General features: G+C 33.3%; 25 protein-coding genes. 13 read left to right on the top strand and 12 right to left on the bottom strand.

Features of this window, described 5'->3' with window-relative positions:
• Positions 1-114: 114 nt before the first annotated feature.
• From JQN76_RS08860 to JQN76_RS08870, 3 genes are all read right to left on the bottom strand, one after another.
• Entirely contained in the window at positions 115-549 is a 435-nt protein-coding gene (locus tag JQN76_RS08860) for a GNAT family N-acetyltransferase (RefSeq protein ID WP_000491986.1), read from the bottom strand.
• Positions 550-703: 154 nt separating this feature from the next.
• A complete protein-coding gene (locus JQN76_RS08865; protein ID WP_000088431.1) occupies positions 704-1,174 on the bottom strand; it encodes an osmotic stress response protein in 471 nt (156 codons plus the stop codon).
• A gap of 47 nt (positions 1,175-1,221) precedes the next feature.
• The gene (locus JQN76_RS08870) at positions 1,222-2,439 is read right to left on the bottom strand and encodes a polyisoprenyl-teichoic acid--peptidoglycan teichoic acid transferase (protein ID WP_001031975.1); all 1,218 of its coding nucleotides are present in this window, start codon (positions 2,437-2,439) and stop codon (positions 1,222-1,224) included.
• A 450-nt stretch (positions 2,440-2,889) separates the two neighbouring features.
• Here JQN76_RS08870 and fmtA point away from each other — a divergent pair, with 450 nt between their 5' ends.
• Positions 2,890-4,083, top strand: coding sequence for a teichoic acid D-Ala esterase FmtA (gene fmtA / locus JQN76_RS08875; protein ID WP_000671243.1), 1,194 nt, complete (start codon positions 2,890-2,892; stop codon positions 4,081-4,083).
• A gap of 536 nt (positions 4,084-4,619) precedes the next feature.
• On the opposite strand, the gene qoxD is transcribed toward fmtA, so the two are convergent.
• The 4 genes from qoxD to qoxA are packed head-to-tail and all read right to left on the bottom strand — an operon-like array spanning position 4,620 to position 8,590.
• Positions 4,620-4,898, bottom strand: a complete 279-nt coding sequence (qoxD, locus tag JQN76_RS08880; protein ID WP_001797236.1) for a cytochrome aa3 quinol oxidase subunit IV — start codon at positions 4,896-4,898, stop codon at positions 4,620-4,622.
• Positions 4,899-4,906: 8 nt separating this feature from the next.
• Positions 4,907-5,512, bottom strand: coding sequence for a cytochrome aa3 quinol oxidase subunit III (gene qoxC / locus JQN76_RS08885; protein WP_000017736.1), 606 nt, complete (start codon positions 5,510-5,512; stop codon positions 4,907-4,909).
• Positions 5,502-7,490 (bottom strand): cytochrome aa3 quinol oxidase subunit I, encoded by a 1,989-nt coding sequence (gene qoxB, locus JQN76_RS08890; RefSeq protein WP_001010762.1) that lies wholly within the window; start codon positions 7,488-7,490, stop codon positions 5,502-5,504. Before qoxB ends, qoxC begins: the two co-directional genes overlap by 11 nt.
• Positions 7,490-8,590, bottom strand: a complete 1,101-nt coding sequence (gene qoxA / locus JQN76_RS08895; protein WP_000032836.1) for a cytochrome aa3 quinol oxidase subunit II — start codon at positions 8,588-8,590, stop codon at positions 7,490-7,492. The genes qoxB and qoxA overlap by 1 nt, the downstream gene beginning before the upstream one ends.
• Positions 8,591-8,891: 301 nt before the next feature.
• Here qoxA and JQN76_RS08900 point away from each other — a divergent pair, with 301 nt between their 5' ends.
• Positions 8,892-9,014: a hypothetical protein gene (locus JQN76_RS08900; protein WP_001790624.1), complete on the top strand. Its 123-nt coding sequence runs from the start codon at positions 8,892-8,894 to the stop codon at positions 9,012-9,014.
• 147 nt (positions 9,015-9,161) lie between these two features.
• Here the strand turns inward: JQN76_RS08900 and JQN76_RS08905 are convergent, their stop codons facing one another.
• Both JQN76_RS08905 and folD read right to left on the bottom strand, forming a co-directional pair.
• The gene (locus JQN76_RS08905; protein ID WP_001037831.1) at positions 9,162-9,479 is read right to left on the bottom strand and encodes a DUF5011 domain-containing protein; all 318 of its coding nucleotides are present in this window, start codon (positions 9,477-9,479) and stop codon (positions 9,162-9,164) included.
• An 863-nt stretch (positions 9,480-10,342) separates the two neighbouring features.
• Complete coding sequence (gene folD / locus JQN76_RS08910; RefSeq protein ID WP_205397767.1) at positions 10,343-11,203, bottom strand: bifunctional methylenetetrahydrofolate dehydrogenase/methenyltetrahydrofolate cyclohydrolase FolD; 861 nt, start codon at positions 11,201-11,203, stop codon at positions 10,343-10,345.
• Between the two features lie 200 nt (positions 11,204-11,403).
• Here folD and purE point away from each other — a divergent pair, with 200 nt between their 5' ends.
• From purE to purD, 11 genes are read left to right on the top strand one after another with little or no spacing between them, the layout of a single operon-like run.
• On the top strand, positions 11,404-11,886 hold the full coding sequence (purE, locus tag JQN76_RS08915; RefSeq protein WP_000861572.1) for a 5-(carboxyamino)imidazole ribonucleotide mutase: 483 nt from the start codon (positions 11,404-11,406) through the stop codon (positions 11,884-11,886).
• A complete protein-coding gene (gene purK, locus JQN76_RS08920; protein WP_001010407.1) occupies positions 11,873-12,997 on the top strand; it encodes a 5-(carboxyamino)imidazole ribonucleotide synthase in 1,125 nt (374 codons plus the stop codon). The genes purE and purK overlap by 14 nt, the downstream gene beginning before the upstream one ends.
• A 3-nt stretch (positions 12,998-13,000) precedes the next feature.
• Positions 13,001-13,705, top strand: coding sequence for a phosphoribosylaminoimidazolesuccinocarboxamide synthase (purC, locus tag JQN76_RS08925; RefSeq protein WP_000174053.1), 705 nt, complete (start codon positions 13,001-13,003; stop codon positions 13,703-13,705).
• Complete coding sequence (purS, locus tag JQN76_RS08930) at positions 13,705-13,968, top strand: phosphoribosylformylglycinamidine synthase subunit PurS (RefSeq protein WP_000848350.1); 264 nt, start codon at positions 13,705-13,707, stop codon at positions 13,966-13,968. Before purC ends, purS begins: the two co-directional genes overlap by 1 nt.
• A gap of 1 nt (position 13,969) precedes the next feature.
• On the top strand, positions 13,970-14,641 hold the full coding sequence (purQ, locus tag JQN76_RS08935; protein WP_000666806.1) for a phosphoribosylformylglycinamidine synthase I: 672 nt from the start codon (positions 13,970-13,972) through the stop codon (positions 14,639-14,641).
• Positions 14,634-16,823, top strand: coding sequence for a phosphoribosylformylglycinamidine synthase subunit PurL (gene purL, locus JQN76_RS08940; protein WP_000032740.1), 2,190 nt, complete (start codon positions 14,634-14,636; stop codon positions 16,821-16,823). The genes purQ and purL overlap by 8 nt, the downstream gene beginning before the upstream one ends.
• A complete protein-coding gene (gene purF, locus JQN76_RS08945) occupies positions 16,802-18,286 on the top strand; it encodes an amidophosphoribosyltransferase (protein WP_000483720.1) in 1,485 nt (494 codons plus the stop codon). The genes purL and purF overlap by 22 nt, the downstream gene beginning before the upstream one ends.
• The gene (gene purM / locus JQN76_RS08950; RefSeq protein WP_000030811.1) at positions 18,279-19,307 is read left to right on the top strand and encodes a phosphoribosylformylglycinamidine cyclo-ligase; all 1,029 of its coding nucleotides are present in this window, start codon (positions 18,279-18,281) and stop codon (positions 19,305-19,307) included. The genes purF and purM overlap by 8 nt, the downstream gene beginning before the upstream one ends.
• A 2-nt stretch (positions 19,308-19,309) precedes the next feature.
• Positions 19,310-19,876: a phosphoribosylglycinamide formyltransferase gene (purN, locus tag JQN76_RS08955; protein ID WP_000238669.1), complete on the top strand. Its 567-nt coding sequence runs from the start codon at positions 19,310-19,312 to the stop codon at positions 19,874-19,876.
• Between the two features lie 14 nt (positions 19,877-19,890).
• Positions 19,891-21,369: a bifunctional phosphoribosylaminoimidazolecarboxamide formyltransferase/IMP cyclohydrolase gene (gene purH, locus JQN76_RS08960; RefSeq protein WP_001836783.1), complete on the top strand. Its 1,479-nt coding sequence runs from the start codon at positions 19,891-19,893 to the stop codon at positions 21,367-21,369.
• 21 nt (positions 21,370-21,390) lie between these two features.
• The gene (gene purD, locus JQN76_RS08965) at positions 21,391-22,638 is read left to right on the top strand and encodes a phosphoribosylamine--glycine ligase (RefSeq protein WP_001101924.1); all 1,248 of its coding nucleotides are present in this window, start codon (positions 21,391-21,393) and stop codon (positions 22,636-22,638) included.
• A 266-nt stretch (positions 22,639-22,904) separates the two neighbouring features.
• Here purD and JQN76_RS08970 read toward each other — a convergent pair whose 3' ends face one another.
• Genes JQN76_RS08970 through JQN76_RS08980 form a run of 3 tightly spaced genes read right to left on the bottom strand, consistent with a single transcriptional unit; the run spans position 22,905 to position 25,694 of the window.
• Positions 22,905-23,711: an energy-coupling factor transporter transmembrane component T family protein gene (locus JQN76_RS08970; protein ID WP_000273253.1), complete on the bottom strand. Its 807-nt coding sequence runs from the start codon at positions 23,709-23,711 to the stop codon at positions 22,905-22,907.
• Complete coding sequence (locus tag JQN76_RS08975) at positions 23,704-25,104, bottom strand: ABC transporter ATP-binding protein (protein ID WP_000921973.1); 1,401 nt, start codon at positions 25,102-25,104, stop codon at positions 23,704-23,706. Before JQN76_RS08975 ends, JQN76_RS08970 begins: the two co-directional genes overlap by 8 nt.
• Before the next feature lie 14 nt (positions 25,105-25,118).
• Positions 25,119-25,694, bottom strand: a complete 576-nt coding sequence (locus JQN76_RS08980; protein ID WP_000033477.1) for an ECF transporter S component — start codon at positions 25,692-25,694, stop codon at positions 25,119-25,121.
• Positions 25,695-25,701: the final 7 nt, after the last annotated feature.

Below are 25,701 nucleotides of genomic sequence, written 5' to 3' on the forward strand. Positions count from 1 at the left end.
TAAAAAAATGAAAAAAATTTTGAATCTCAATGGTGACGTGACAAATCAAATAGAATTGATGTCAATTTAAGAATTGGTTTATTACAAATGTTTCTAAAATAGATACAACTTTTTTTAATTAAGCGAGGTTAACTTTTTTGTCATTTCAATATGCTCGATGCCTTCCTCAAGAAATATATTACCTCTCATTTTAAAGTTTAAACTTTCATAAAATGGGATAGCATGACATTGGGCATTCATAGTAGCTACGTAAAAACCTTCATCTTTAGCTAATGATTCTACAGCTTGCATAAGCATTCTACCCATTCCTTGTCCACGATGTGATTTCATCACAGCTACTCGTTCTATTTTGACAGTTGTTTCATTAATAGGGCGTATTCGAGCAGTGGCAACTGGCTGTCCATTATCATATCCAATGAGGTGAATAGATTCAGATTCATATTCATCAATTTCACTTTCCTCAGGGACGCCTTGTTCTTCTACAAACACTTTCTTTCTTATATAGAAGCAATCTTCTAACATCTTTTGATTGTTTACTTTTGAAAACATAAAATTCCTCCACATCCTAACAAAATCATTTACATTTAATTTACTAATAATAACATAGAATAACGATTGTTATTTTCCTCAAAAATAATTAGACATAAAAAAGCTATAAAGATGATTGTTGTGAATCATCTTTATAGCTAATTAATTATTAATGTTATAGTGCTTCTTTTCTAATAATTGCTGTATATTGCCAAAAGATTCGCATTTGAGCAATATTCCAATTATTCATTCCCATTGTAAATCCTGAAGGCTTAAATATATTCACATCAGTTACTTCTAAAGCTGCTGCAACTAAATATTGTAATGGAATGCTAAGTGATTTCATTGTTTCGGTAATGCCATTTTCATCATATACCCATGAAAATGGTAACTCTGATTCGAAAACATCAACACTATTGAAAATTTCAGGTAGGGCTAAAATATAACATGCACCATCTACAATAGGATTGTCGATACTATTTTTGTAATAAATTAGGAGTGCTTCATAGTTTTCTCGATGCTCATGATTGACGTAAAAAAATTCACTTCTAAAATGAGCCATATCTTGGCTATGAATGATTTGTTGTTCTAACATATTAAACATGCCATTTATATTTGCAATCTTTTCGTATGTTTTTCTACTCATGTATGATGCTCCTTTCATAAATAGTAAATGTTAATCGTCATATAATATTAATTTACAACACCATTTTGGTTATTTGAAGCTTGTGGCGCTTGTTGTGTGCCACCTTGATTTTGATTTGAGTTTTGATCTGTAGCAGGTTGTTGTTGATTGCTGGAATCACTGTTATTAGTTGAATCACTGTTCTCGTTAGATGTCTTATCTTTATCTGTCGTATCATTTTGTTCTTTTCTCAATAAACTATTATCTAAAGGCGTTAATGGTATTAATGAACCATAATGATTAATGACACGTTGATCTAAGAAATCATTTTTATCATTAATAGGTGATAATTCTAAGTCTTTACGAAGTAAGTTTGCATATTTTTGAATGCTTTCAACACTTGGATGATAATAGTAAATACCATTTAACATATCATCTTTACCTTTTAATTGCGCAGTTTTAATTTCAACATCATTTGTTAAGTACATTTTTGCTAAAGCTTTAATTTCAGAGTTAGTTAAATTATGCTTTGCATTTTTACCTACAATTTGAATCACGTTATCAAGTTTATCAATAGAATCAACTTCCTGTGCTTTTTGGAATAAAATCTTAATTAATTCCATTTGACGTTGTCCACGTTTTAAGTCTGAATCATGATGTCTAGTTCTAGCAACTGCTAAAGCCTCATCACCATTTAATTTTTGGTACCCTTTTTTAATTTTAATCTTACCAGTATCATCTGTGTTAGGTTCATTTAAGTCGTATGGCACATCATAGTATATGCCACCAAGCTCATTTACAGCCTCGACAAATGCTTTCATATTGACTCTCACATAATAATCAACAGGTACATTCATGGTAGCTTCTACCGAATCCATTGCGGCAATTGGACCACCATATGCATGTGCATGGGTAATCTTATCGTAATAGCCAACTTTAGGAATGTAGCTGATAGTATCACGTGGAATACTAAGCATTCTAATTTGATGTTTTGATTGATTAAAAGTAGTTAAAATCATAGCGTCTGATCTAGAGTGTTCAGCATCCTGTCCTTTTTTTCTTCTTCCATCGTTATCATCGATACCTAAGAAAAGAATAGAGATAGGTTGTTCTTCGGGATTGACTTTATTATCTCTTAAGTTGGATTGACGATTAGCATTTTTGCTGTCTTGAGAAGATTCGAATGCATCTTGGGACGTTTTAAAAAGTAACGTAGCGAAGACTATTGGAACAACAATGAGAACCAATGCTAGAAGGATCAAAAAGTATTTTAAAAATTTATTCATGATTGATGCTCCTATATTAAATTTTTGTTAAATCATAATCATAATTTTAAAATATAATTAGTTGAACGATATTTATACAACTTCATTACTAATACATTATAGCCTTAAATTGTAGTACTTTATAGTAAAAAATACAAATGTTATGTCAAAGTTCCTTGTAATTTGAATGTTTTGTTAAAATCAAAAAGCATTTTTAAAAATATAATGCGACTTTAGTATGATGTCTTAAAAAATTTAAAGGCGTAATATAAATTCGAGTGATTTATACAAAGTGATAAGGTATAATTAATTTTGTTGTATAGATAACATATTAGAAAAACTTATTACTATGTAGCGTAAAGCATAAATGAATGATAAGTTAATTTTTGTAAGTTGTATTATTAGGCATCTAGGTTCAAATTTTTAACGATTTAAATATATAAAATGAATACATTGTGAGGCAATTATCAAATGAAATTTAATAAAGTAAAACTAGTTATTCATGCGTGTGTACTATTATTTATCATTATTTCTATAGCGTTAATTTTTCATCGATTACAGACGAAGACACATTCTATAGACCCAATACATAAGGAAACAAAATTATCAGACAATGAAAAATATTTAGTGGATCGTAATAAGGAAAAGGTTGCGCCGTCTAAACTAAAAGAGGTATATAATAGCAAGGATCCTAAATATAAGAAAATTGACAAGTATTTACAAAGTTCATTATTTAACGGTTCAGTAGCTATATATGAAAATGGCAAATTGAAAATGAGTAAAGGTTATGGATATCAAGATTTTGAAAAAGGTATTAAAAACACACCGAATACGATGTTTTTAATAGGTTCAGCTCAAAAATTTTCAACAGGGTTACTGTTAAAACAGTTAGAAGAAGAACATAAAATAAATATCAATGATCCAGTAAGTAAATACCTTCCATGGTTTAAAACATCTAAGCCTATCCCATTGAAAGATTTAATGTTGCATCAAAGTGGATTATATAAATATAAATCCTCAAAAGATTATAAAAATTTAGATCAAGCAGTTAAAGCGATTCAAAAACGTGGTATTGATCCTAAGAAATACAAAAAGCATATGTATAACGATGGGAATTATTTAGTACTTGCGAAAGTAATTGAAGAAGTTACAGGTAAATCTTATGCTGAGAATTATTATACAAAAATAGGAGATCCTTTAAAACTTCAGCACACAGCATTTTATGATGAACAACCTTTTAAAAAATATCTAGCAAAAGGTTATGCTTATAATAGTACAGGACTTTCATTCTTAAGACCTAATATTTTGGACCAATACTATGGTGCAGGTAATTTATATATGACACCAACAGATATGGGTAAATTAATTACTCAAATACAACAATATAAATTATTCAGTCCTAAAATAACCAATCCATTATTACATGAGTTTGGTACGAAAAAGTATCCAGATGAATATCGATATGGTTTCTATGCTAAGCCAACATTGAATAGACTTAACGGGGGATTCTTTGGACAAGTCTTTACTGTTTACTATAATGATAAGTATGTAGTTGTACTTGCATTAAATGTAAAAGGAAACAATGAAGTTCGAATCAAACATATTTATAATGATATTTTAAAACAAAATAAACCTTACAATACGAAGGGTGTTATTGTTCAATAATTAATATAGAAGATATAACATGTATATGGCATTAAGGCATCGACCTTATCTGACCAGTATACGAGTTATATCTTCTTTTTTATAGTGGTAAAAAGTTTAAAGTATAAGGTTGAAGAAGGATGAGTTTAAAAATATGTGTTAACTGATAAAAGGGGAAATCATTTGGTGAGTTGGCATCAGACTAAAATGAATGAAGACGAATACGTTGGTCCATGCGTGGTGTGAATGTTTTCTAAATCTAACTGGAAATGATAATTTAATAATGTACACTTTTGATTGTTTAAACATGTACAATTTTTAAAAACCTAGGGATAATTTTATTGACGTGAACAACATTGAGATTATCTTTAGACATAAATATGGATTTTGAAGTTACTATATTTATTAGTTGTGGTTGTTAATGTATTAATTGAATTGATTATAATGATTGTCTTATAAGATATAGAAGGGGACTTAACCATTTAAAAATTGAAGGAAAATAAAAACCAGCTAACAAAAGTGTTAGCTGGTTAAACTTTACATTATTAAAATGTTGTTTATAAGTGTGAAGAGTGACCGCCTTGCATAACCCAATATGTTCCGACAACGAAACAAAGTGTAATTACAAGAGCAAAGATAACTTTGAATGTTTGTAAACGTCCATCTTTACCTTCAGTTAAATGCATGAACATTAATAATTGAAGTCCTGCTTGGACGAATGCAAAGCCAAAGATAATTGTCAACTTCGCGTGGAATGTTAATGACGTGTATAGTGTTACGTAAACTGCTAAAAGCGTTAATACGATAGATGCGATAAATCCTACAGTATGTTTCATTATTGTACTCATCCGCTATACACCATCCCTATCATATATACGGCAGTAAAGATGAAAACCCAAACAACATCTAAGAAGTGCCAGTATAAACTTACTATAAATAATTTTGGCGCATTATATTTGTCTAATCCGCGTCGTTGGATTTGGATTAATAAACAAATGGCCCAAACGATACCTAGCGATACGTGACAACCATGCGTTCCTAATAGGATAAAGAAACTAGACCAGTAAGAACCAATTGTTGGGTTAACGCCTTCTGATGCATAGTGTGCGAATTCATAAATTTCGAATCCAACAAAGACTAAACCTAAAAGTAACGTAATAATCATCCAAAACATCATTAACTTTTGTTTTTCTTGGCGCATGTAGTAAATAGCAATACCACATGTGTAAGAACTGAATAATAATGCAAACGTCATTATTAAAACAAGAGGCAATTCAAATAACTCAGTAGTCATTTTACCTGCATAATCGCCACCATGTTGCAAAGTTAATAGTGTCGCAAATAGGGTACCGAATAACGCAAATTCGGCTGTAATGAAAATCCAAAAGCCAAGCTTATTTAATTCGCCTTCATGTGTGCGTGAATCAATAGTGTTTGTATCATGACTCATGACTTACAGCCTCCCTTTCTTTAATACGCGCTTCTCTTAATCTAGCTTCAGTTTCAGCAACTTCAGCAGCAGGGATATGATATCCGTGATCGATTTGGAAACTGCGATAAATCATAGTACCAAAAATACCGAATAAACAAATTAATGCTGGAATTACAGTTTCGAAAATTAAGAAGAAACCGCCGATAGTCATAAAGATACCAATCCAGAATCCAACAGGAGTATTGTTTGGCATATGAATGTCTTTGTAATTATGGTTGTCTAAGTAATGACGACCATGTTCTTTCATATCAACAAATGTGTCGTAGTCATTCCAATCTGGTGTAATGGCAAAGTTGTATTTAGGTGGAATTGCTGATGCAGTAGTCCACTCTAGAGTACGACCAAGGCCATCCCAGTTATCTCCAGTTGCTTCACGTGGAGATTTGAAGTGACTGTATACGATACTAACAACAAGGAATAAGAATCCGATTGCCATTAATAATGCACCGATAGTTGAAATTAAGTTTAATAAGAACCAACCATCTGATGGCATATAAGTGTATAAACGACGTGGCATACCATCTAATCCAAGAATGAATTGTGGTAAGAAACAAACGTTAAATCCGATCATGAAGAACCAGAAGCACCATTTGTTTAATGTTTCGTTTAATTTGTAACCCATCATCTTTGGATACCAGAAGATTAAACCAGCTAAGCAGGCAAATACAACACCAGTAACCAATGTATAGTGGAAGTGAGCTACTAAGAAGTACGTATTGTGATATTGATAGTCAGCTGATGCCATTGCTAACATTACACCCGTAACACCACCTAAAAGGAAGTTAGGGATAAATGCTAATGAGAATAGCATTGGTGACTCAAATGTAATACGTCCTTTATATAATGTTAATAACCAGTTAAACAATTTCACACCAGTTGGAATACCAATCAGCATTGTTGAAATTGAGAAGAATGAGTTGATTAACGCACCATTACCCATTGTGAAGAAATGGTGAACCCAAACTAAGAAACTAAGGAACGCGATACCGGCAGTTGCCCATACCATACTTTGATGTCCGAATAAACGCTTACGAGCGAATGTCGGGATAATTTCTGAGTAAATACCAAATGCTGGAAGGATAACGATATAAACTTCAGGGTGCCCCCATACCCAGAAGAAGTTAGCCCAAAGCATTGGCATACCGCCATGTGCAACTGTGAAGAATGCTGTGTCAAATATTCTATCAGTTGTCATTAATGCTAACGCTACTGTTAAAGGAGGGAAAGCAAGAATAACAATTAATGTAGTAATAAATGTTGTTACTGTAAACATTGGCATTTGCATAAACTTCATAGTTGGTGTTTTACATCTTAAAATTGTTACAAAGAAGTTGATACCTGTAGCTAAGGTACCAAGCCCTGAAATTTGTATAGCTATTAAGTAATAGTTAACACCCGGACCAGGACTGAATTCACCTGCTAGTGGCGCATAGTTTGTCCAACCAGCTGCTGGTGAACCACCAATAATAAATGACAGGTTGAATAAAATCATACCTGCAAAGAATAGCCAGAAACTTACGTTGTTTAATACTGGGAATGCAACATCACGTGCTCCAATTTGTAATGGAACAACGATATTCCATAAACCAAAGATAAATGGCATTGCCATGAAGATAATCATGATTACACCATGTGTACTAAAAATTTCGTTATAGTGGTTAGATTCTAAAAATTTGTTATCAGGTACTGTTAATTGCGCACGAATAAGTAACGCATCAATACCACCACGGACGAACATTAATACGGCACAGATTAAATACATAATACCGATTTTCTTATGGTCTACAGATGTGAACCATTCTTTGTAAAGATATTTCCATAATTTAAAGTAAGTAATTACTGCGATTAAACCAATAACTAAGAATGGGGCACCAATTTGTGCCATTGTAATCATCCAGTTACCTTTAACTAGTAATTGATCCCATGGAAAATTCATTAATGTCCACCTCCATGATCATCATTGTCTTGATCTTGCGCATCTTTTGAAATTTTCTTCATTTCTTTCGCATTTTTCGATTCATCTTTCTTGAACTCATTGTTATATGGTTCGTCATTTCCAAGAATCATCAACTTCATACCATGTCGTTTATAGTTCGCATTTGTAATTTGAGCTTTACGAGCAGGTATTAATGGTTTGTCTGATACATCTTTAAACATATTTTCTTCACTAGTGAAGTTTGGATCTTTCAATTCGAAATTGAAACGTTTATATGCATAGAAGATGTATTCTGGATCGGCTGCTGGATCAACAAACGCCATATGTGTACCATTAAATTCTAAAGCTTTATTAGGTGTGCTTGGTAATAATTGTTTATCAAATGTATCTTGATCTAACGTTTTCTTACCTTTAACTTCTTTCACCCATTTGTCGTAGTCTTTTTGACTAACGGCATTTACTTTAAATGTTTGACGTGAGAATCCTTCACCATTGAAGTTAGAGTTACGACCTCTGAACGTACCAGTTTGAGATGCTTCTAACGTCCAATTCATTGTCATGCCAGTCATGGCATATTTTTGACCACCTAATTGTGGAATCCAGAAACTTGTCATTGTATCCATAGCTTGAAGCTTAAATACAACAGGACGATCTTTAGGGATTGTTAATGTGTTAACAGTCTCTATATGTTCATCTGGATAAGCAAAGAACCATTTGTATCCTGCACTTACTGCATATACAACCATTGGATCTTTCTCACTCTTCGGTGGTTTTTCGTAATCGTATAAAGTTTTAACTGTAGGAATAGCTAAAGCAGCAACGATTATGATAGGTATTACAAACCATATTGTTTCAATGATGGCATTATGGTGCATCTTACCAGATTCGGCATTCTTATTATAACTATACTTGTAAATAAAAATGGCGAACATGCCAAGTACAACGAAACAAATAACAAGCATGAAGACGATTGAATAAAGAATCAAGAACTTCTGACTACTTGCTACTGGCCCTTTTGCGTTGAAAATTTCTATATTTGAACAACCACTAAGTAAAATTAGTGTGCCAAATAATAGAAGCAAAGACTTAAATTTTGACACTTTTTTGACCTCCTAATACTACAAATGTAGGGCTTAACATTAATTTTAAGTTATTACACAATATTTACAAGGGCTTATGGAAAAAAAATTAATAAAATTGTATCAAAAATGTTGATAAATCAAGGTGTGACGTGGGTTCACACATTTGTTAAAATTATGTGTACATTTTGTGACTAATAGCGTTTTTGAAAAAATTGCTTCATATTTAAAAGGAAAGTTGAGAATAGCTTTCAATTAAAGGTTAATTGAATGAAAATAAAAAAAGTTTGAAATTGTCTAATAAATTGAAAATGATGGCTAGTTGATTGAAAGGAAGCGCAAACATTTTAATAAGGAATTTGCCAAAAGTAATTTATCGTTAAACAATGAAAAGTGGAAATTTGTTTGTTCAAAATCAAAACATTTTTTTAAAAAGAGCAGTTAAGTTTTAATAATTTGATAGGTAGTCCTTTGGTATACAGAAAAAATACAATATTTGGGTTAAAGTTGCAGATGAAGTTAGAATAACAAATAAAATGGTAGCAAAACATGTTCGTTTGCTACCATTTTATTTGCAGTATAGTGATGAGGGCTATTTAACCTCAATATACCTAGTGGAAATTTTAATTGCACCATCTGAATCAGTGACATGATATTTAATTTGATATTTACCAGATTTAGATGTATCAATTTGGCCATCGACTTTAATTTTATCGGTTAAATCTCCATCTTCTTTATCAAATGCACTTATGCCGTTTAGAAGGTTATAATCTTGACCTTTCTTAATAACGATATCATTAGCGCCTTTAATTTGTGGTGTAGTATTCGTCGTTGCATCTGCATTTAAATTTGGTGTTACTAGTGTAGCAGAAACACCGAGGGCTGATAATGACTGTAATAGTTTATTCATAATGTAACCTCCGAATGATAAGTCATTTCTGAGTTAGCTTTACTATACCTTAATTTATATTATTTACACATCATACTATAGTCCTAATCTTACCCTATAAAGAATGAAATTTAAATATAAATTTATAAATAATGAGGAAATAATTATTATTTTGAAAATCTGCCACAATTGTAAAATTAATAATTTAGGGATAATTTGAAATCAAATATAACTTTATTCGACAGTTTGAACTTAAATTTTTGTGTTTCAAAACAATAAGAAAAGGGAGGCGAAAATGATAAAGAACCACTAATGATTAACTATGTAGTAGTACTTTATCATAGTCACAGCTTCTGTGATGGGGCCCCCACCCCAACTCGCATTGCCTGTAGAATTTCTTTTCGAAATTCTCTGTGTTGGGACCCCTCCCCAACTTGCACATTATTGTAAGCTGACTTTTCGTCAGCTTCTTTGTTGGGGCCCCTGACTAGAATTGAAAACTTGTTACAAGCTTATTTTCATTCAATTAACTACTGTCTATATAAAATTGTTGAGCCAAGAACAAAGTGAAATGCTCCCTTCAAAGCCTTCATTTATTCAATGTCTACTTTGAAGGGAGCATTTGATCGATTAATGTCCCAGGTTTTTCTTGTTATTCATTGCAATTGCAAAATAATATTTAATGTGGGTTAAAAGAGTTCATTAAAACTCAGTTATTAGGGAGTGGGACAGAAATGATATTTTCGTAAAATTTATTTCGTCGTCCCACCCCGGCAAGGTTGACTAGAATTGAAAAAAGCTTGTTACAAGCGAATTTTCGTTCAGTCAACTACTGCCATTATAACTTTGTAGAGCATAGAACATTGATTTATGTCTCAGGCTCTTTACGAATCAATACCTCGACGCATTTTTTCTGCAAGCAAAGTATTATTTAATACCATAGTAATTGTTAATGGACCAACGCCACCAGGAACTGGTGTAATAGCTCCAGCAATTTCTTTAACCGCATCATAATCAACGTCACCTTTTAATTTGCCATTTTCATCTGGCGTATTGCCAACATCGATAATTACTGCTCCTTCTTTGACCACATCTTTTGTTACTAAACCAGGCTTACCAACTGCACTGACAATGACATCAGCATCTTTTAAATATGATGCCATATCTTTTGAACGAGAATGTAAGATTGTTACTGATGCATTTTTTTGAAGTAGTAACTTAGAAACTGGTTGTCCGACAATATGACTTCGTCCAATTACAAATGCATTTTTACCTTCTAAATCAATATCAGCATGTTTTAATATTTCCATGATGCCGAGCGGTGTGCAAGGTACAAAAGTTTGTTCATCGATATATAATTTCCCTATATTTATTGGATGAAAACCGTCCACATCTTTTTCAGGATTGATTGCTTCTAATATTTTCTGTTCGCTAACTTGTTTTGGTAATGGTACTTGTACCAAAATACCACTTACAGAATCATCATTATTTAGTCTATTTAGTTCGTTTAATACTTCTTCTTCAGTAGCTGTTTCTTCCAAATGTACGATTTCTGAAATCATACCAATTTTTTCAGCTGCTTTCTTTTTTGATCTAACATAACTTTGACTAGCGCCATCATTACCAACTAATATAACGGATAATTTAGGTGTAAAACCCTTTTCTTTTAGCGCTTCAACTTGATCTTGTAACCCCTGTCTGTAGTCTTTGGCAATTTGTTTACCATCTAAAATTTTAGCAACCATAAAAACTTCTCCTCCTATTGTCAATATCCTAACTTTGTTAGTTCATAAAACTAATTTACATAGCAAAAGACGTAAATTCAAACAAAAAATAAAAATAAAGTTCGATTTTTGATTGAAAAAGCAGAAATTGCTTGTTATGCTATATCTATAATATACAACTAAAGTAATTCACAATTCAAACTTTTGAAAGGGTGTACAAAGTGAAAGTAGCAGTCATTATGGGCAGTTCTTCCGATTGGAAAATTATGCAAGAGAGTTGTAACATGTTGGATTATTTTGAAATTCCGTACGAAAAACAAGTAGTATCCGCACATCGTACGCCAAAAATGATGGTTCAATTTGCTTCTGAAGCGAGAGAAAGAGGTATAAACATTATCATTGCAGGCGCTGGCGGTGCGGCACATTTACCAGGTATGGTTGCATCATTAACGACGCTACCAGTTATTGGAGTGCCGATTGAAACAAAAAGTTTAAAGGGTATAGATTCTTTATTATCAATTGTTCAAATGCCAGGAGGTATTCCGGTTGCAACGACTGCAATTGGTGCAGCAGGTGCTAAAAACGCAGGTATACTTGCAGCAAGAATGTTAAGTATTCAAAATCCTTCTTTAGTTGAAAAACTAAATCAGTATGAATCTTCGTTAATTCAAAAAGTGGAGGACATGCAAAATGAACTTCAATAAATTAAAGTTTGGTGCGACTATTGGCATTATTGGTGGTGGTCAGCTTGGAAAGATGATGGCACAATCAGCTCAAAAAATGGGTTATAAAGTGGTTGTATTGGATCCTGCTGAAGATTGTCCATGTAGATACGTTGCACACGAATTTATACAAGCCAAGTATGACGATGAAAAGGCACTCAATCAATTAGGACAAAAATGTGATGTGATTACTTATGAATTTGAAAACATTTCAGCCCAACAATTAAAACTATTATGTGAAAAGTACAATATTCCGCAAGGTTACCAAGCTATACAGTTATTACAAGACCGCTTAACTGAAAAAGAAACATTAAAAAGTGCTGGTACCAAAGTTGTCCCGTTCATTTCAGTAAAAGAATCTACAGATATTGACAAAGCAATTGAAACATTAGGATATCCTTTTATTGTAAAAACTAGATTTGGTGGCTACGATGGCAAAGGTCAAGTTTTAATTAACAACGAAAAAGACTTACAAGAAGGTTTTAAATTAATTGAAACTAGTGAATGCGTAGCTGAAAAATATTTGAATATCAAGAAAGAAGTATCTCTTACTGTTACAAGAGGAAACAACAATCAAATCACTTTTTTCCCATTACAAGAAAATGAGCATAGAAATCAAATACTTTTCAAAACAATTGTTCCAGCGAGAATAGATAAAACAGCTGAGGCGAAAGAGCAAGTTAATAAAATTATCCAATCGATTCATTTCATTGGAACATTTACAGTGGAATTTTTTATAGATAGTAACAACCAATTGTATGTGAACGAGATTGCACCAAGGCCTCACAATTCAGGACATTATTCAATTGAAGCATGTGATTATTCACAATTTGATACTCATATTTTAGCAGTTACCGGACAATCATTACCAAATTCAATTGAATTATTAAAGCCTGCAGTCATGATGAACTTACTAGGTAAAGACTTAGATTTATTGGAAAATGAATTTAATGAACATCCAGAGTGGCACTTACATATTTATGGTAAGTCTGGGCGTAAAGATAGCAGAAAAATGGGGCATATGACTGTACTAACGAATGATGTAAACCAAACTGAACAAGATATGTACGCTAAATTTGAGGGGAGTAATTAAAGCATGACATTATTATATGAAGGAAAAGCGAAGCGCATTTTCTCAACAAATCAAGAAAATGAATTAAGAGTTGAATATAAAGATGAAGTTACTGCTGGAAACGGGGCTAAGAAAGACACAATGGCAGGTAAGGGGCGATTAAATAATCAAATTACTTCTATTATATTTAAATATTTACAAGAAAATGGAATAGAAAGTCACTTTATTAAACAATTATCTGAAACAGAACAATTAGTTAAGCCTGTGAAAATAATTCCATTAGAAGTAGTTGTTCGTAATATTGCTAGTGGATCTATTACAAAGCGTTTAGGTTTTGAAAATGGTGAAGTTTTTAGAGAACCACTTGTAGAATTTTTCTATAAAAATGATGCGTTAAATGATCCGTTGATAACGGATGACCATGTTAAATTGCTCAATATAGCATCAGATGAAGATATTGAAATACTAAAATCCAAAGCATTAAAGATTAATAATGTGTTGAAACAATTAATGGATGCTATGAATTTAAAATTAGTAGATTTTAAAATCGAATTTGGAAAGACTGAGACTGGTCAAATTTTGTTAGCGGATGAAATATCTCCAGATACATGTCGAATTTGGGATAAAGCTACCAATGCAAACTTTGATAAAGATGTATATAGAAATAACACTGGATCACTGATTGAAACATATCAAATATTTTTAAACAAATTGGAGGATTTAAAATAATGAAAACAATTGAACTACATATCACATTACAACCACAAGTATTAGATACGCAAGGACAAACGCTTACTCGAGCTGTACATGACTTAGGTTATGCACAAGTGAATGATATTCGTGTAGGAAAAGTATTATATATGACAGTGGATGAGGTTAGTGATGAAAAGGTACACAACATTATTACAACTCTAAGTGAAAAATTGTTTGCAAATACAGTGATTGAAGAATATAGCTATAAAGTGTTAGATGATGAAAAGGAGAATGCATAAAATGAAATTTGCGGTTCTTGTTTTTCCAGGTTCGAATTGTGATAGAGACATGTTTAATGCTGCTATTAAAAGTGGTGTTGAAGCGGAATATGTAGATTATAGAGAAACATCACTAAGTGGATTTGATGGCGTACTTATTCCTGGTGGATTTTCATTCGGGGATTACTTAAGATCTGGGGCAATGGCTAGTGTAGCGCCGATTATTTCGGAAGTTAAACGTCTTGCAACTGAAGGTAAGCCAGTATTAGGTGTTTGTAATGGGTTTCAAATTTTAACTGAAATAGGCTTATTACCTGGTGCATTATTGCATAACGATTCACATTTATTTATTAGTAGAAATGAAGAGTTAGAAATAGTGAATAATCAAACGGCATTTACAAATCTTTATGAGCAAGGTGAAAAAGTTATATATCCTGTAGCTCACGGTGAAGGTCATTATTATTGTACTGATGAAATATATCAACAATTAAAAGCTAACAATCAAATTATTCTGAAATATGTGAATAATCCGAACGGTTCATATGATGATATTGCAGGAATTGTTAACGAAAAAGGCAATGTATGTGGCATGATGCCACATCCTGAAAGAGCTTTAGAAACGTTGTTAGGTACTGATAGTGGTGTGAAATTATTTGAAGCGATGGTAAAAAGTTGGAGGGAACAACATGTCTAAATTTATCGAACCAAGCGTTGAAGAAATTAAACTTGAAAAAGTATATCAAGATATGGGATTAAGTGATCAAGAATATGAAAAAGTTTGCGATATTTTAGGCAGACAACCTAACTTTACAGAAACAGGTATCTTTTCTGTTATGTGGAGTGAACATTGCTCTTATAAACATTCTAAACCGTTTTTAAAGCAATTTCCTACGTCAGGTGAGCATGTGCTTATGGGTCCAGGTGAAGGTGCAGGGGTAGTCGATATAGGTGATAATCAAGCCGTAGTATTTAAAGTAGAGTCTCACAATCATCCATCAGCAATTGAACCATATCAAGGGGCTGCTACAGGCGTTGGTGGAATCATTCGTGACATTGTTTCTATTGGGGCTAGACCTATTAATTTGTTAAACAGTCTTAGATTTGGAGAATTAGATAATAAACAAAACCAAAGATTACTTAAAGGGGTTGTAAAGGGTATCGGAGGTTATGGTAACTGCATTGGTATTCCAACAACTGCTGGTGAAATCGAATTTGATGAACGTTATGATGGCAATCCACTTGTTAATGCAATGTGTGTTGGTGTTATCAATCACGACATGATTCAAAAAGGCACAGCAAAAGGTGTAGGTAATTCGGTCATTTATGTTGGTTTGAAAACTGGTCGAGATGGTATTCATGGTGCTACTTTTGCATCTGAAGAATTGACGGAAGAAAGCGAAAGTAAACGACCTTCTGTACAAATCGGTGATCCATTTGTAGGTAAAAAATTAATGGAAGCAACACTTGAAGCAATTACATTTGATGAATTAGTTGGTATTCAAGATATGGGTGCTGCTGGTTTAACATCTTCATCGTCTGAAATGGCGGCAAAAGGTGGTAGTGGGTTACATTTGAGATTAGAACAAGTGCCAACACGTGAGCCAGGTATTTCTCCTTATGAAATGATGCTTTCAGAAACTCAAGAACGTATGTTACTAGTTGTTGAAAAAGGTAATGAACAAAAATTCTTAGATTTATTTGATAAGCACGAATTGGATAGTGCTGTTATAGGTGAAGTTACAGATACAAATCGTTTTGTTTTAACATATGATGATGAAGTTTATGCTGACATTCCAGTTGAACCACTAGCTGATGAAGCACCTGTATATATTTTAGAAGGAGAAGAAAAAGATTATAATACTTCTAAAAATGATTATACACACATCGATGTTAAAGATACTTTCTTTAAATTACTTAAGCATCCGACTATAGCATCTAAACACTATTTATATGATCAATACGACCAACAAGTTGGTGCCAATACGATAATTAAGCCAGGACTTCAAGCATCGGTAGTACGTGTGGAAGGCACAAATAAGGCAATTGCTTCAACAATTGATGGTGAAGCGCGTTATGTATATAACAATCCATATGAAGGTGGAAAGATGGTAGTAGCTGAAGCTTATCGAAATTTAATTGCCGTGGGTGCAACACCATTAGCAATGACAGATTGTTTAAATTATGGTTCTCCTGAAAAGAAAGAAATCTATCAACAGTTGATAGATTCAACGAAAGGTATGGCAGAAGCATGCGACATTCTTAAGACACCAGTAGTTTCTGGAAATGTATCTTTATATAACGAAACGAAAGGTACTTCTATTTTCCCAACACCAGTTGTTGGAATGGTAGGTTTGATTGAAAATGTAAATTATTTAAATGATTTTGAACCTCAAGTTGGAGATAAATTATATTTAATCGGTGATACTAAGGACGACTTTGGTGGTAGTCAACTTGAAAAGTTAATTTATGGCAAAGTTAATCATGAATTTGAGTCATTAGATTTGAGTTCAGAAGTTGAAAAAGGTGAATCAATCAAGACCGCTATTCGTGAAGGACTATTATCACATGTTCAAACAGTTGGTAAAGGTGGCTTACTGATTACCTTAGCTAAACTAAGTGCGCATTACGGTTTAGGATTAAAATCTTCAATAGATATAACAAATGCACAATTGTTTAGTGAGACACAAGGCCGATATGTTGTTTCTGTTAAATCAGGTAAAACTTTAAATATTGATAATGCAATAGAAATTGGACTTTTAACAGATAGTGATAATTTCAAAGTAACAACACCATATACAGAGATTAGTGAAAATGTTTCAGATATTAAACAAATATGGGAAGGGGCAATTGCTCAATGTTTAACTACTCAGGATTAAACGAAGAATGTGGCGTGTTTGGTATTTGGAATCATCCTGAAGCAGCGCAACTAACATATATGGGACTTCATAGTTTGCAACATCGTGGTCAAGAAGGTGCAGGTATAGTTGTTTCTGATCAAAATGAATTAAAAGGCGAGCGAGGATTAGGCTTACTAACTGAAGCGATTAACGATGATCAAATGGAACGATTAAAAGGATATCAACATGCAATTGGTCACGTCCGTTATGCTACTTCAGGTAATAAAGGTATTGAAAATATTCAACCGTTTCTGTATCACTTTTATGATATGAGTGTAGGTATTTGTCATAATGGTAACCTCATTAATGCTAAATCATTGCGTCAGAATTTAGAAAAACAAGGTGCTATCTTCCATTCGTCTTCAGATACTGAAGTCATTATGCATTTGATACGTCGAAGTAAAGCTCCTACTTTTGAGGAAGCGTTGAAAGAAAGTTTGCGAAAAGTTAAAGGCGGTTTTACATTTGCGATATTAACTAAAGATGCGTTATATGGCGCAGTAGATCCAAATGCTATCAGACCACTTGTTGTAGGTAAAATGAAAGATGGTACATACATCCTTGCAAGTGAAACATGTGCAATAGATGTGTTAGGTGCAGAATTTGTTCAAGATATTCATGCAGGTGAATATGTCGTGATTAACGATAAAGGTATTACAGTTAAATCTTATACACATCATACGACAACTGCAATTTCTGCGATGGAATATATTTATTTTGCTAGACCAGACTCAACAATAGCTGGTAAAAATGTCCATGCAGTACGTAAAGCTTCTGGTAAAAAATTAGCCCAAGAAAGCCCTGTAAATGCTGATATGGTCATCGGTGTACCCAATTCATCGCTATCAGCTGCGAGTGGTTATGCTGAAGAAATAGGTTTGCCATATGAAATGGGACTAGTTAAAAATCAATATGTTGCAAGAACATTTATTCAACCAACTCAAGAATTACGTGAGCAAGGTGTGAGAGTGAAGTTATCTGCGGTAAAAGATATAGTAGATGGGAAAAATATCATTCTTGTTGATGATTCCATTGTTCGCGGTACGACAATTCGACGCATTGTGAAAATGTTAAAAGATTCTGGTGCAAATAAAGTGCATGTGCGTATAGCATCACCGGAATTTATGTTCCCAAGTTTTTATGGAATCGATGTTTCAACTACGGCAGAATTAATTTCTGCAAGCAAATCACCTGAAGAAATTAAAGATTATATTGGCGCTGATTCATTAGCATATCTATCTGTAGATGGGTTAATTGAATCAATTGGTTTAGATTATGACGCGCCATATAGTGGCTTATGTGTAGAAAGTTTCACTGGAGATTATCCTGCAGGGTTATATGATTATGAAGCAAATTATAAAGCACATTTAAGTCATCGACAAAAGCAATATATTTCTAAAAACAAACACTTTTTTGATAGCGAGGGAAATTTAAATGTCTAAAGCATATGAACAATCTGGTGTAAATATTCATGCTGGTTATGAAGCTGTAGAAAGAATGTCTAGTCATGTTAAACGTACGATGCGTAAAGAAGTTATCGGTGGTTTAGGTGGATTCGGTGCTACATTTGATTTATCACAATTAAATATGACAGCGCCAGTTTTAGTTTCTGGAACAGACGGAGTAGGTACGAAATTAAAACTAGCTATCGACTATGGGAAACATGATTCGATAGGTATCGATGCAGTTGCAATGTGTGTTAATGATATTTTAACGACAGGTGCAGAACCATTGTATTTTTTAGATTACATCGCTACAAATAAAGTTGTTCCTGAAGTTATTGAACAAATTGTTAAAGGTATTAGTGATGCATGCGTTGAAACGAATACTGCACTTATCGGTGGAGAGACTGCTGAAATGGGTGAAATGTATCACGAAGGTGAATATGATGTAGCCGGATTTGCTGTTGGAGCAGTTGAAAAGGATGACTATGTAGATGGTTCAGAAGTGAAAGAGGGACAAGTTGTTATAGGACTTGCGTCAAGTGGCATTCATTCAAATGGATACAGTTTAGTGCGCAAATTAATTAATGAATCAGGCATTGATTTGGCATCAAACTTCGATAATCGTCCATTTATAGATGTCTTTTTAGAACCAACTAAATTATATGTCAAACCTGTACTTGCTTTAAAAAAAGAAGTTTCTATTAAGGCAATGAATCATATTACTGGTGGAGGTTTTTATGAAAATATTCCACGTGCATTGCCAGCCGGATATGCTGCTAGAATTGATACTACATCATTTCCAACGCCAAAAATATTTGATTGGTTACAACAACAAGGCAATATAGACACAAATGAAATGTATAACATTTTTAACATGGGTATTGGCTATACGGTTATCGTTGATGAAAAAGATGCATCACGCGCTTTGAAGATTTTAGCAGAACAAAATGTGGAAGCTTATCAAATTGGTCATATTGTGAAAAATGAGTCAACTGCAATTGAATTGTTGGGGGTATAACAATGGTTAAAATTGCGATTTTTGCATCAGGTTCAGGAAGTAACTTTGAAAATATAGTTGAGCATGTTGAATCAGGAAAACTTGAAAATATTGAAGTTACGGCGCTATATACGGATCATCAAAATGCGTTTTGTATAGATAGAGCAAAAAAGCACGATATTCCTGTTTATATTAATGAACCAAAACAATTTGATTCAAAAGCAGCGTATGAACAACATTTAGTAACATTATTAAATAAAGATAAGGTAGAGTGGATTATTTTAGCTGGCTACATGCGTCTAATTGGTCCAGATTTATTAGCTTCATTTGAAGGTAAAATATTGAATATACATCCATCTCTATTGCCGAAATATAAGGGGATTGACGCAATAGGCCAAGCATATCATAGTGGCGATACTATTACTGGTTCGACAGTACATTATGTTGATTGTGGTATGGATACGGGAGAAATTATTGAACAGAGACAATGTGATATTAGACCGGACGATTCAAAAGAACAATTAGAAGAGAAAGTAAAAAAATTGGAATATGAGTTATATCCAAGTGTTATTGCTAAAATTGTAAAATAAGGAGTATGTATGTGATGAAGAAAGCTATTTTGAGCGTATCAAATAAAACAGGTATTGTAGAGTTTGCTAAAGCGTTAACGCAATTAAATTATGAATTATATTCAACTGGTGGTACTAAACGTATATTAGATGAAGCAAATGTACCAGTTCGTTCTGTTTCAGACTTAACACATTTTCCAGAAATAATGGATGGCCGTGTTAAAACATTACATCCGGCTGTTCATGGTGGCATTTTAGCTGATCGAAATAAACCGCAGCATTTAAATGAATTATCAGAACAACATATAGATTTAATTGATATGGTAGTAGTTAATTTATATCCATTCCAACAAACTGTTGCAAACCCTGATGTGACGATGGACGAAGCAATTGAAAATATTGATATTGGTGGTCCAACAATGTTACGTGCTGCAGCTAAAAACTATAAACATGTAACAACAATTGTACATCCGGCAGATTATCATGAAGTATTGACGCGATTAAGAAACGATTCGTTAGATGAGTCATATAGACAACCATTAATGATTAAAGTTTTTGAGCATACTGCAGAATATGATGAAGCGATTGTACGTTTCTTTAAAGGGGATAAAGAAACTTTAAGATATGGAGAAAATCCACAACAATCAGCGTATTTTGTGAGAACTTCGAATGCTAAGCACACGATTGCAGGCGCTAAACAATTACATGGGAAACAATTAAGCTATAACAATATTAAAGATGCAGATGCTACACTAGCTTTAGTTAAAAAGTTTGATACACCTGCTGCAGTTGCGGTTAAACACATGAATCCATGTGGTGTTGGTATCGGTGACACGATTGAACAAGCATTTCAACATGCGTATGAAGCGGATAGTCAATCAATATTTGGTGGAATTGTTGCATTAAACCGAGCTGTAACACCTGAGTTAGCAGAGCAATTGCATAGTATCTTTTTGGAAGTCATTATTGCACCAAAATTTACAGATGAAGCATTAGATATTTTAAAACAAAAGAAGAATGTAAGATTATTAGAAATTGATATGACTATAGACAGTAACGAAGAAGAGTTTGTTTCAGTATCTGGCGGATATTTAGTTCAAGATAAAGACAATTATGTCGTGCCAAAAGAAGAAATGAAAGTTGTTACAGAAGTAGCACCTACTGATGAACAATGGGAAGCAATGTTATTAGGATGGAAAGTTGTACCATCAGTAAAAAGTAATGCAATTATTTTAAGTAATAATAAACAAACTGTAGGTATAGGTGCTGGACAAATGAATCGTGTCGGTGCTGCTAAAATTGCGTTAGAGAGAGCTATTGAAATCAATGATCATGTAGCGTTAGTATCTGATGGATTTTTCCCTATGGGAGATACAGTTGAACTTGCAGCACAACATGGTATAAAGGCAATTATCCAACCGGGTGGTTCGATTAAAGATCAAGATTCAATTGATATGGCTAATAAACATGGTATTGCAATGGTAGTCACAGGCACTCGACATTTTAAACACTAATTTTAAAGGGGCGTAACATAAATGAATGTATTAGTAATTGGTGCTGGTGGACGAGAACATGCACTTGCATATAAACTTAATCAATCGAATCTAGTTAAACAAGTGTTTGTCATTCCAGGTAATGAGGCAATGACACCTATAGCTGAAGTACACACTGAAATTTCAGAATCTAATCATCAAGGGATACTAGATTTTGCTAAACAGCAAAATGTTGATTGGGTAGTTATAGGTCCAGAACAGCCGCTAATTGATGGATTAGCAGACATTTTACGAGCGAATGGTTTCAAAGTGTTTGGTCCAAATAAGCAAGCAGCTCAAATCGAAGGCTCAAAATTATTTGCTAAAAAGATAATGAAAAAATATAATATTCCAACTGCTGATTATAAAGAAGTTGAGCGAAAAAAGGATGCTTTAACATATATTGAAAACTGTGAATTGCCCGTTGTTGTCAAGAAAGATGGGTTAGCTGCTGGGAAAGGCGTTATTATTGCAGATACTATTGAAGCAGCCAGAAGTGCTATTGAGATTATGTATGGTGATGAAGAAGAAGGTACTGTTGTATTTGAAACGTTTTTAGAAGGTGAAGAGTTCTCGCTAATGACATTTGTTAATGGTGATTTAGCAGTACCTTTCGACTGTATTGCACAAGATCATAAACGCGCATTTGATCATGATGAAGGACCAAATACTGGTGGTATGGGGGCTTATTGTCCAGTACCACATATTAGTGACGATGTTTTAAAACTTACAAATGAAACAATTGCACAACCCATTGCAAAGGCAATGCTTAATGAAGGTTATCAATTCTTCGGTGTATTATACATTGGTGCTATTTTAACTAAAGATGGTCCAAAAGTAATAGAATTTAATGCCCGTTTTGGTGATCCTGAAGCTCAAGTATTATTAAGTCGCATGGAAAGTGATTTAATGCAGCATATTATTGATTTAGATGAAGGAAAACGTACTGAATTCAAATGGAAAAATGAATCTATTGTAGGGGTCATGTTGGCATCAAAAGGATATCCTGATGCATATGAAAAAGGGCATAAAGTAAGTGGCTTTGATTTAAATGAAAACTATTTTGTTAGTGGATTAAAGAAGCAAGGTGATACCTTTGTTACTTCAGGTGGTAGAGTTATACTTGCCATCGGAAAAGGTGACAATGTACAAGATGCACAGCGAGACGCATACGAAAAAGTATCTCAAATACAAAGTGACCATTTATTCTATCGTCATGACATTGCGAATAAAGCACTACAACTTAAATAAGTATATTTAAAAAATACTAAGATTAGCTATGAAGAAATCTATAACGATAGTTTTTTTCATAGCTTTTTTAGTTGTAGAGTCTAGGACATTGATTTCTGTACCAAATTTGTGATTATGCATATGTAATACAAAAGAGGCGCCACAACATGTTTGGATGAACAAAATAACATGTTTGTGGCACCTCTTTTGTTTAGTATGGAATAAATGGTTTTCTTTTTCTATACAATGAATTTCTAATTTAGTATCTATACAATTATGGATAAAATTTAACCTACACGACCAAGACGAACATCATCTATGCCCGTGATGGGTAAGGTGATTGAACAATAATATGCCATAGTAATAATGGCAATTAAAACTATAATAAAGATTATATCTTTATATGAGAAAGGTACGTTGTAATAGTAAGTACGAGGACCATCTCTAAATCCTTTCGACTCCATCGCAACTGATAATTGATGTGCCTTTCTAATATTTTGGCTTAATAGAGGTATAATTAAATGCTTAAATCGCTTTAACCCTCTATAATTTGCTGCGTCTATCATCTGATAGCGCATTTTTAAAGATCTGCGAAGCTGTATTAAAGAACTAATCATTAAAGGTATCATACGAATGGCAGCCATGAATGCATAAGCAACTTTTGATTTAACCTTTAAATGTTGCATTAAACTATAAAATATCATGACAACCTGAGATGTAAGTGCGATTAAGATACCGAAAAATGAAATAGCAATGGTTCTTAATGATACATGTAAACCACGAACTAAACTTTCTGTTGTAATATGGATAAATCCGAATTTCAAAATTGTATGGCTACCATTCCCGTATAAAATCATGAACAGGGAAGAGAGTAATGCAAAGCCAATACTTATAGTTATAAAAATTGCTGTAATTTTAAACTGAGTACCATTAAACATCAATAAGAAAACTAACATTAAGATAGTGATATAAAGCATAAAATCGAAATTATGCACAAATATAATAAAGAAAAATAGTATAATTCCAAGAAATAGTTTCGTTATAATGTTGACATCATCAACAAATGATTGCCGAACTTTCCATTGCTCATACATTCGTATCACCATCACAATCTAGTAACGCACCATCTGAAATTTTAAGTCTTCTTGATGGATAACGTTCAATTATTTCATCGTCATGTGTAACCATGACAATACTTTGTCCCAAATTAATTCGCTTTTGGAAAAGTTTGATCAACTGGAATGTATTATGGCTATCAAGTCCAAATGTCGGTTCATCTAAAAAGATAATATCAGCTTTAGAACTTAGTGCGGTAGCTACGCTAAGGCGTCGTTTTTGACCAATAGACAACTCATAAGGATGTTGATCTTTTACATTTTGTAAATCTAAAAGTTTTAAAAGTTGTATCGTTTCATCATCACTTTGATCTTTAGAAAGGTGATTAAAATGAATGTTAATTTCATCATAAACCGAATTTGTTATAAATTGTAATTCTGGGTTTTGATAAACTAGGTACATGTGTTTTGCTGCATGTTTAATTTTTGTTAAACGCTGATTTTCAAAATAAACATCACCTTGATATTTAATCAATTGCATAATTGATTCAAGCAAGGTTGTTTTACCACTACCATTTGCCCCTGTAATTGTAATCCACTCACCTAGACCAATTTCTAAATCTGAGAATGAGAGCAAGGTTGATTTACCGCGAATAATACGTCCATTTTTAAATTGTAATAAGTGTGAGTTTGTTGTTGGAAAGTCAACACGACTTGGTGCGAATTCCCATGCACGTGGATGCCACACACCATATTCACTGAGTAAATGAACATACTTCTGTAATATGATTTCAGGACATTCATCGGCAATGATATTTCCGTTATAATCCATCAAAATGACGCGGTCGACATGATTCCAGATGTGTTTAACTTTATGTTCAACGATTACAACAGTTTGATCTTCCCAAAGTTCAATTAGTTTAGTCCATAAATCTTCTGTTGCTTGAACATCTAACATTGCTGTCGGTTCATCTAAAAACAATGTTTTTGATTGTTGAAGAATGGTTTCAACAATTGCCAATTTCTGTTTCATCCCGCCACTTAAATCTTTGATATACGTTTCAGGGGTAACATTTAAATTGACCATATTTAAAGCATTGATAATTAACGCATCCATGTCTTCACGTGGTACTTGTCTATTTTCTAAAACGAATGCAAGTTCTTCGTATACTTTTGGCATACAAAACTGGCTATCAGGGTCTTGGAAAATAACGCCACTTAATGGGTCAACGATTAGTTCATCATATTTCATAGGTAATTCAATTAAATTAGGAACAATACCACTTAATACATTCAGAAGTGTACTTTTACCGCAACCAGAAGGACCGAGTAAAAGTACTTTTTCTTTGTCTTGAATAGTGATATTTAAATGATCGAAAATTTTACGCTGACCACTTGGATATTTTAATCGTAAATCACTTACTTTTAACACTCTGAATGCTCCTCTTATAAGTTGTCGTAATCTTCTTTAGCAGCTGGTCTAAATAATTTTGTTACGCCTGTCTTATCTAAAGCTTTTACTAAAAGGTAAGATAGGACGCCGGCGACTACTGCACCACTAATTAATCTAAATACGATGAATAATGTTAAGTTCCAACCTGCAACTTCATTTAAATAACCATAGAAATAATCTATAGGGAAAGCCGCGATTGCTGTACAAAAACCTGCTAACATAGCTACCATAACTGAACGAGATTGATATTTAAAAATTGCAAAGACAAGTTCACACGCTAAACCTTGTATGAAAGCGTAAACGATTGTCGGAATATCGAAACGACCCATAATGATAGTTTCGCCGGCACCTGCAGCAAATTCAGCCAGTAAAGCAATACCTGGTTTTGGAATAATTAGATAGCAGACAATCGCTGCCATGAACCAAACCCCGTTTGTTAATTGTTCGAGGTGAAGGCCTGTAGCTTGCACACCATTGTAAACAAACCACCATAAATTGTAAATAACTGCGAATACTACTGAAATAAGTACGGTTACTAGTATTTCAGATAGCTTTAAACCTTTTGACATTTTTACA

Origin of the sequence: Staphylococcus sp. SM3655, from assembly GCF_016917315.1 — a bacterium.
GTDB classification, from domain to species: domain Bacteria; phylum Bacillota; class Bacilli; order Staphylococcales; family Staphylococcaceae; genus Staphylococcus; species Staphylococcus aureus.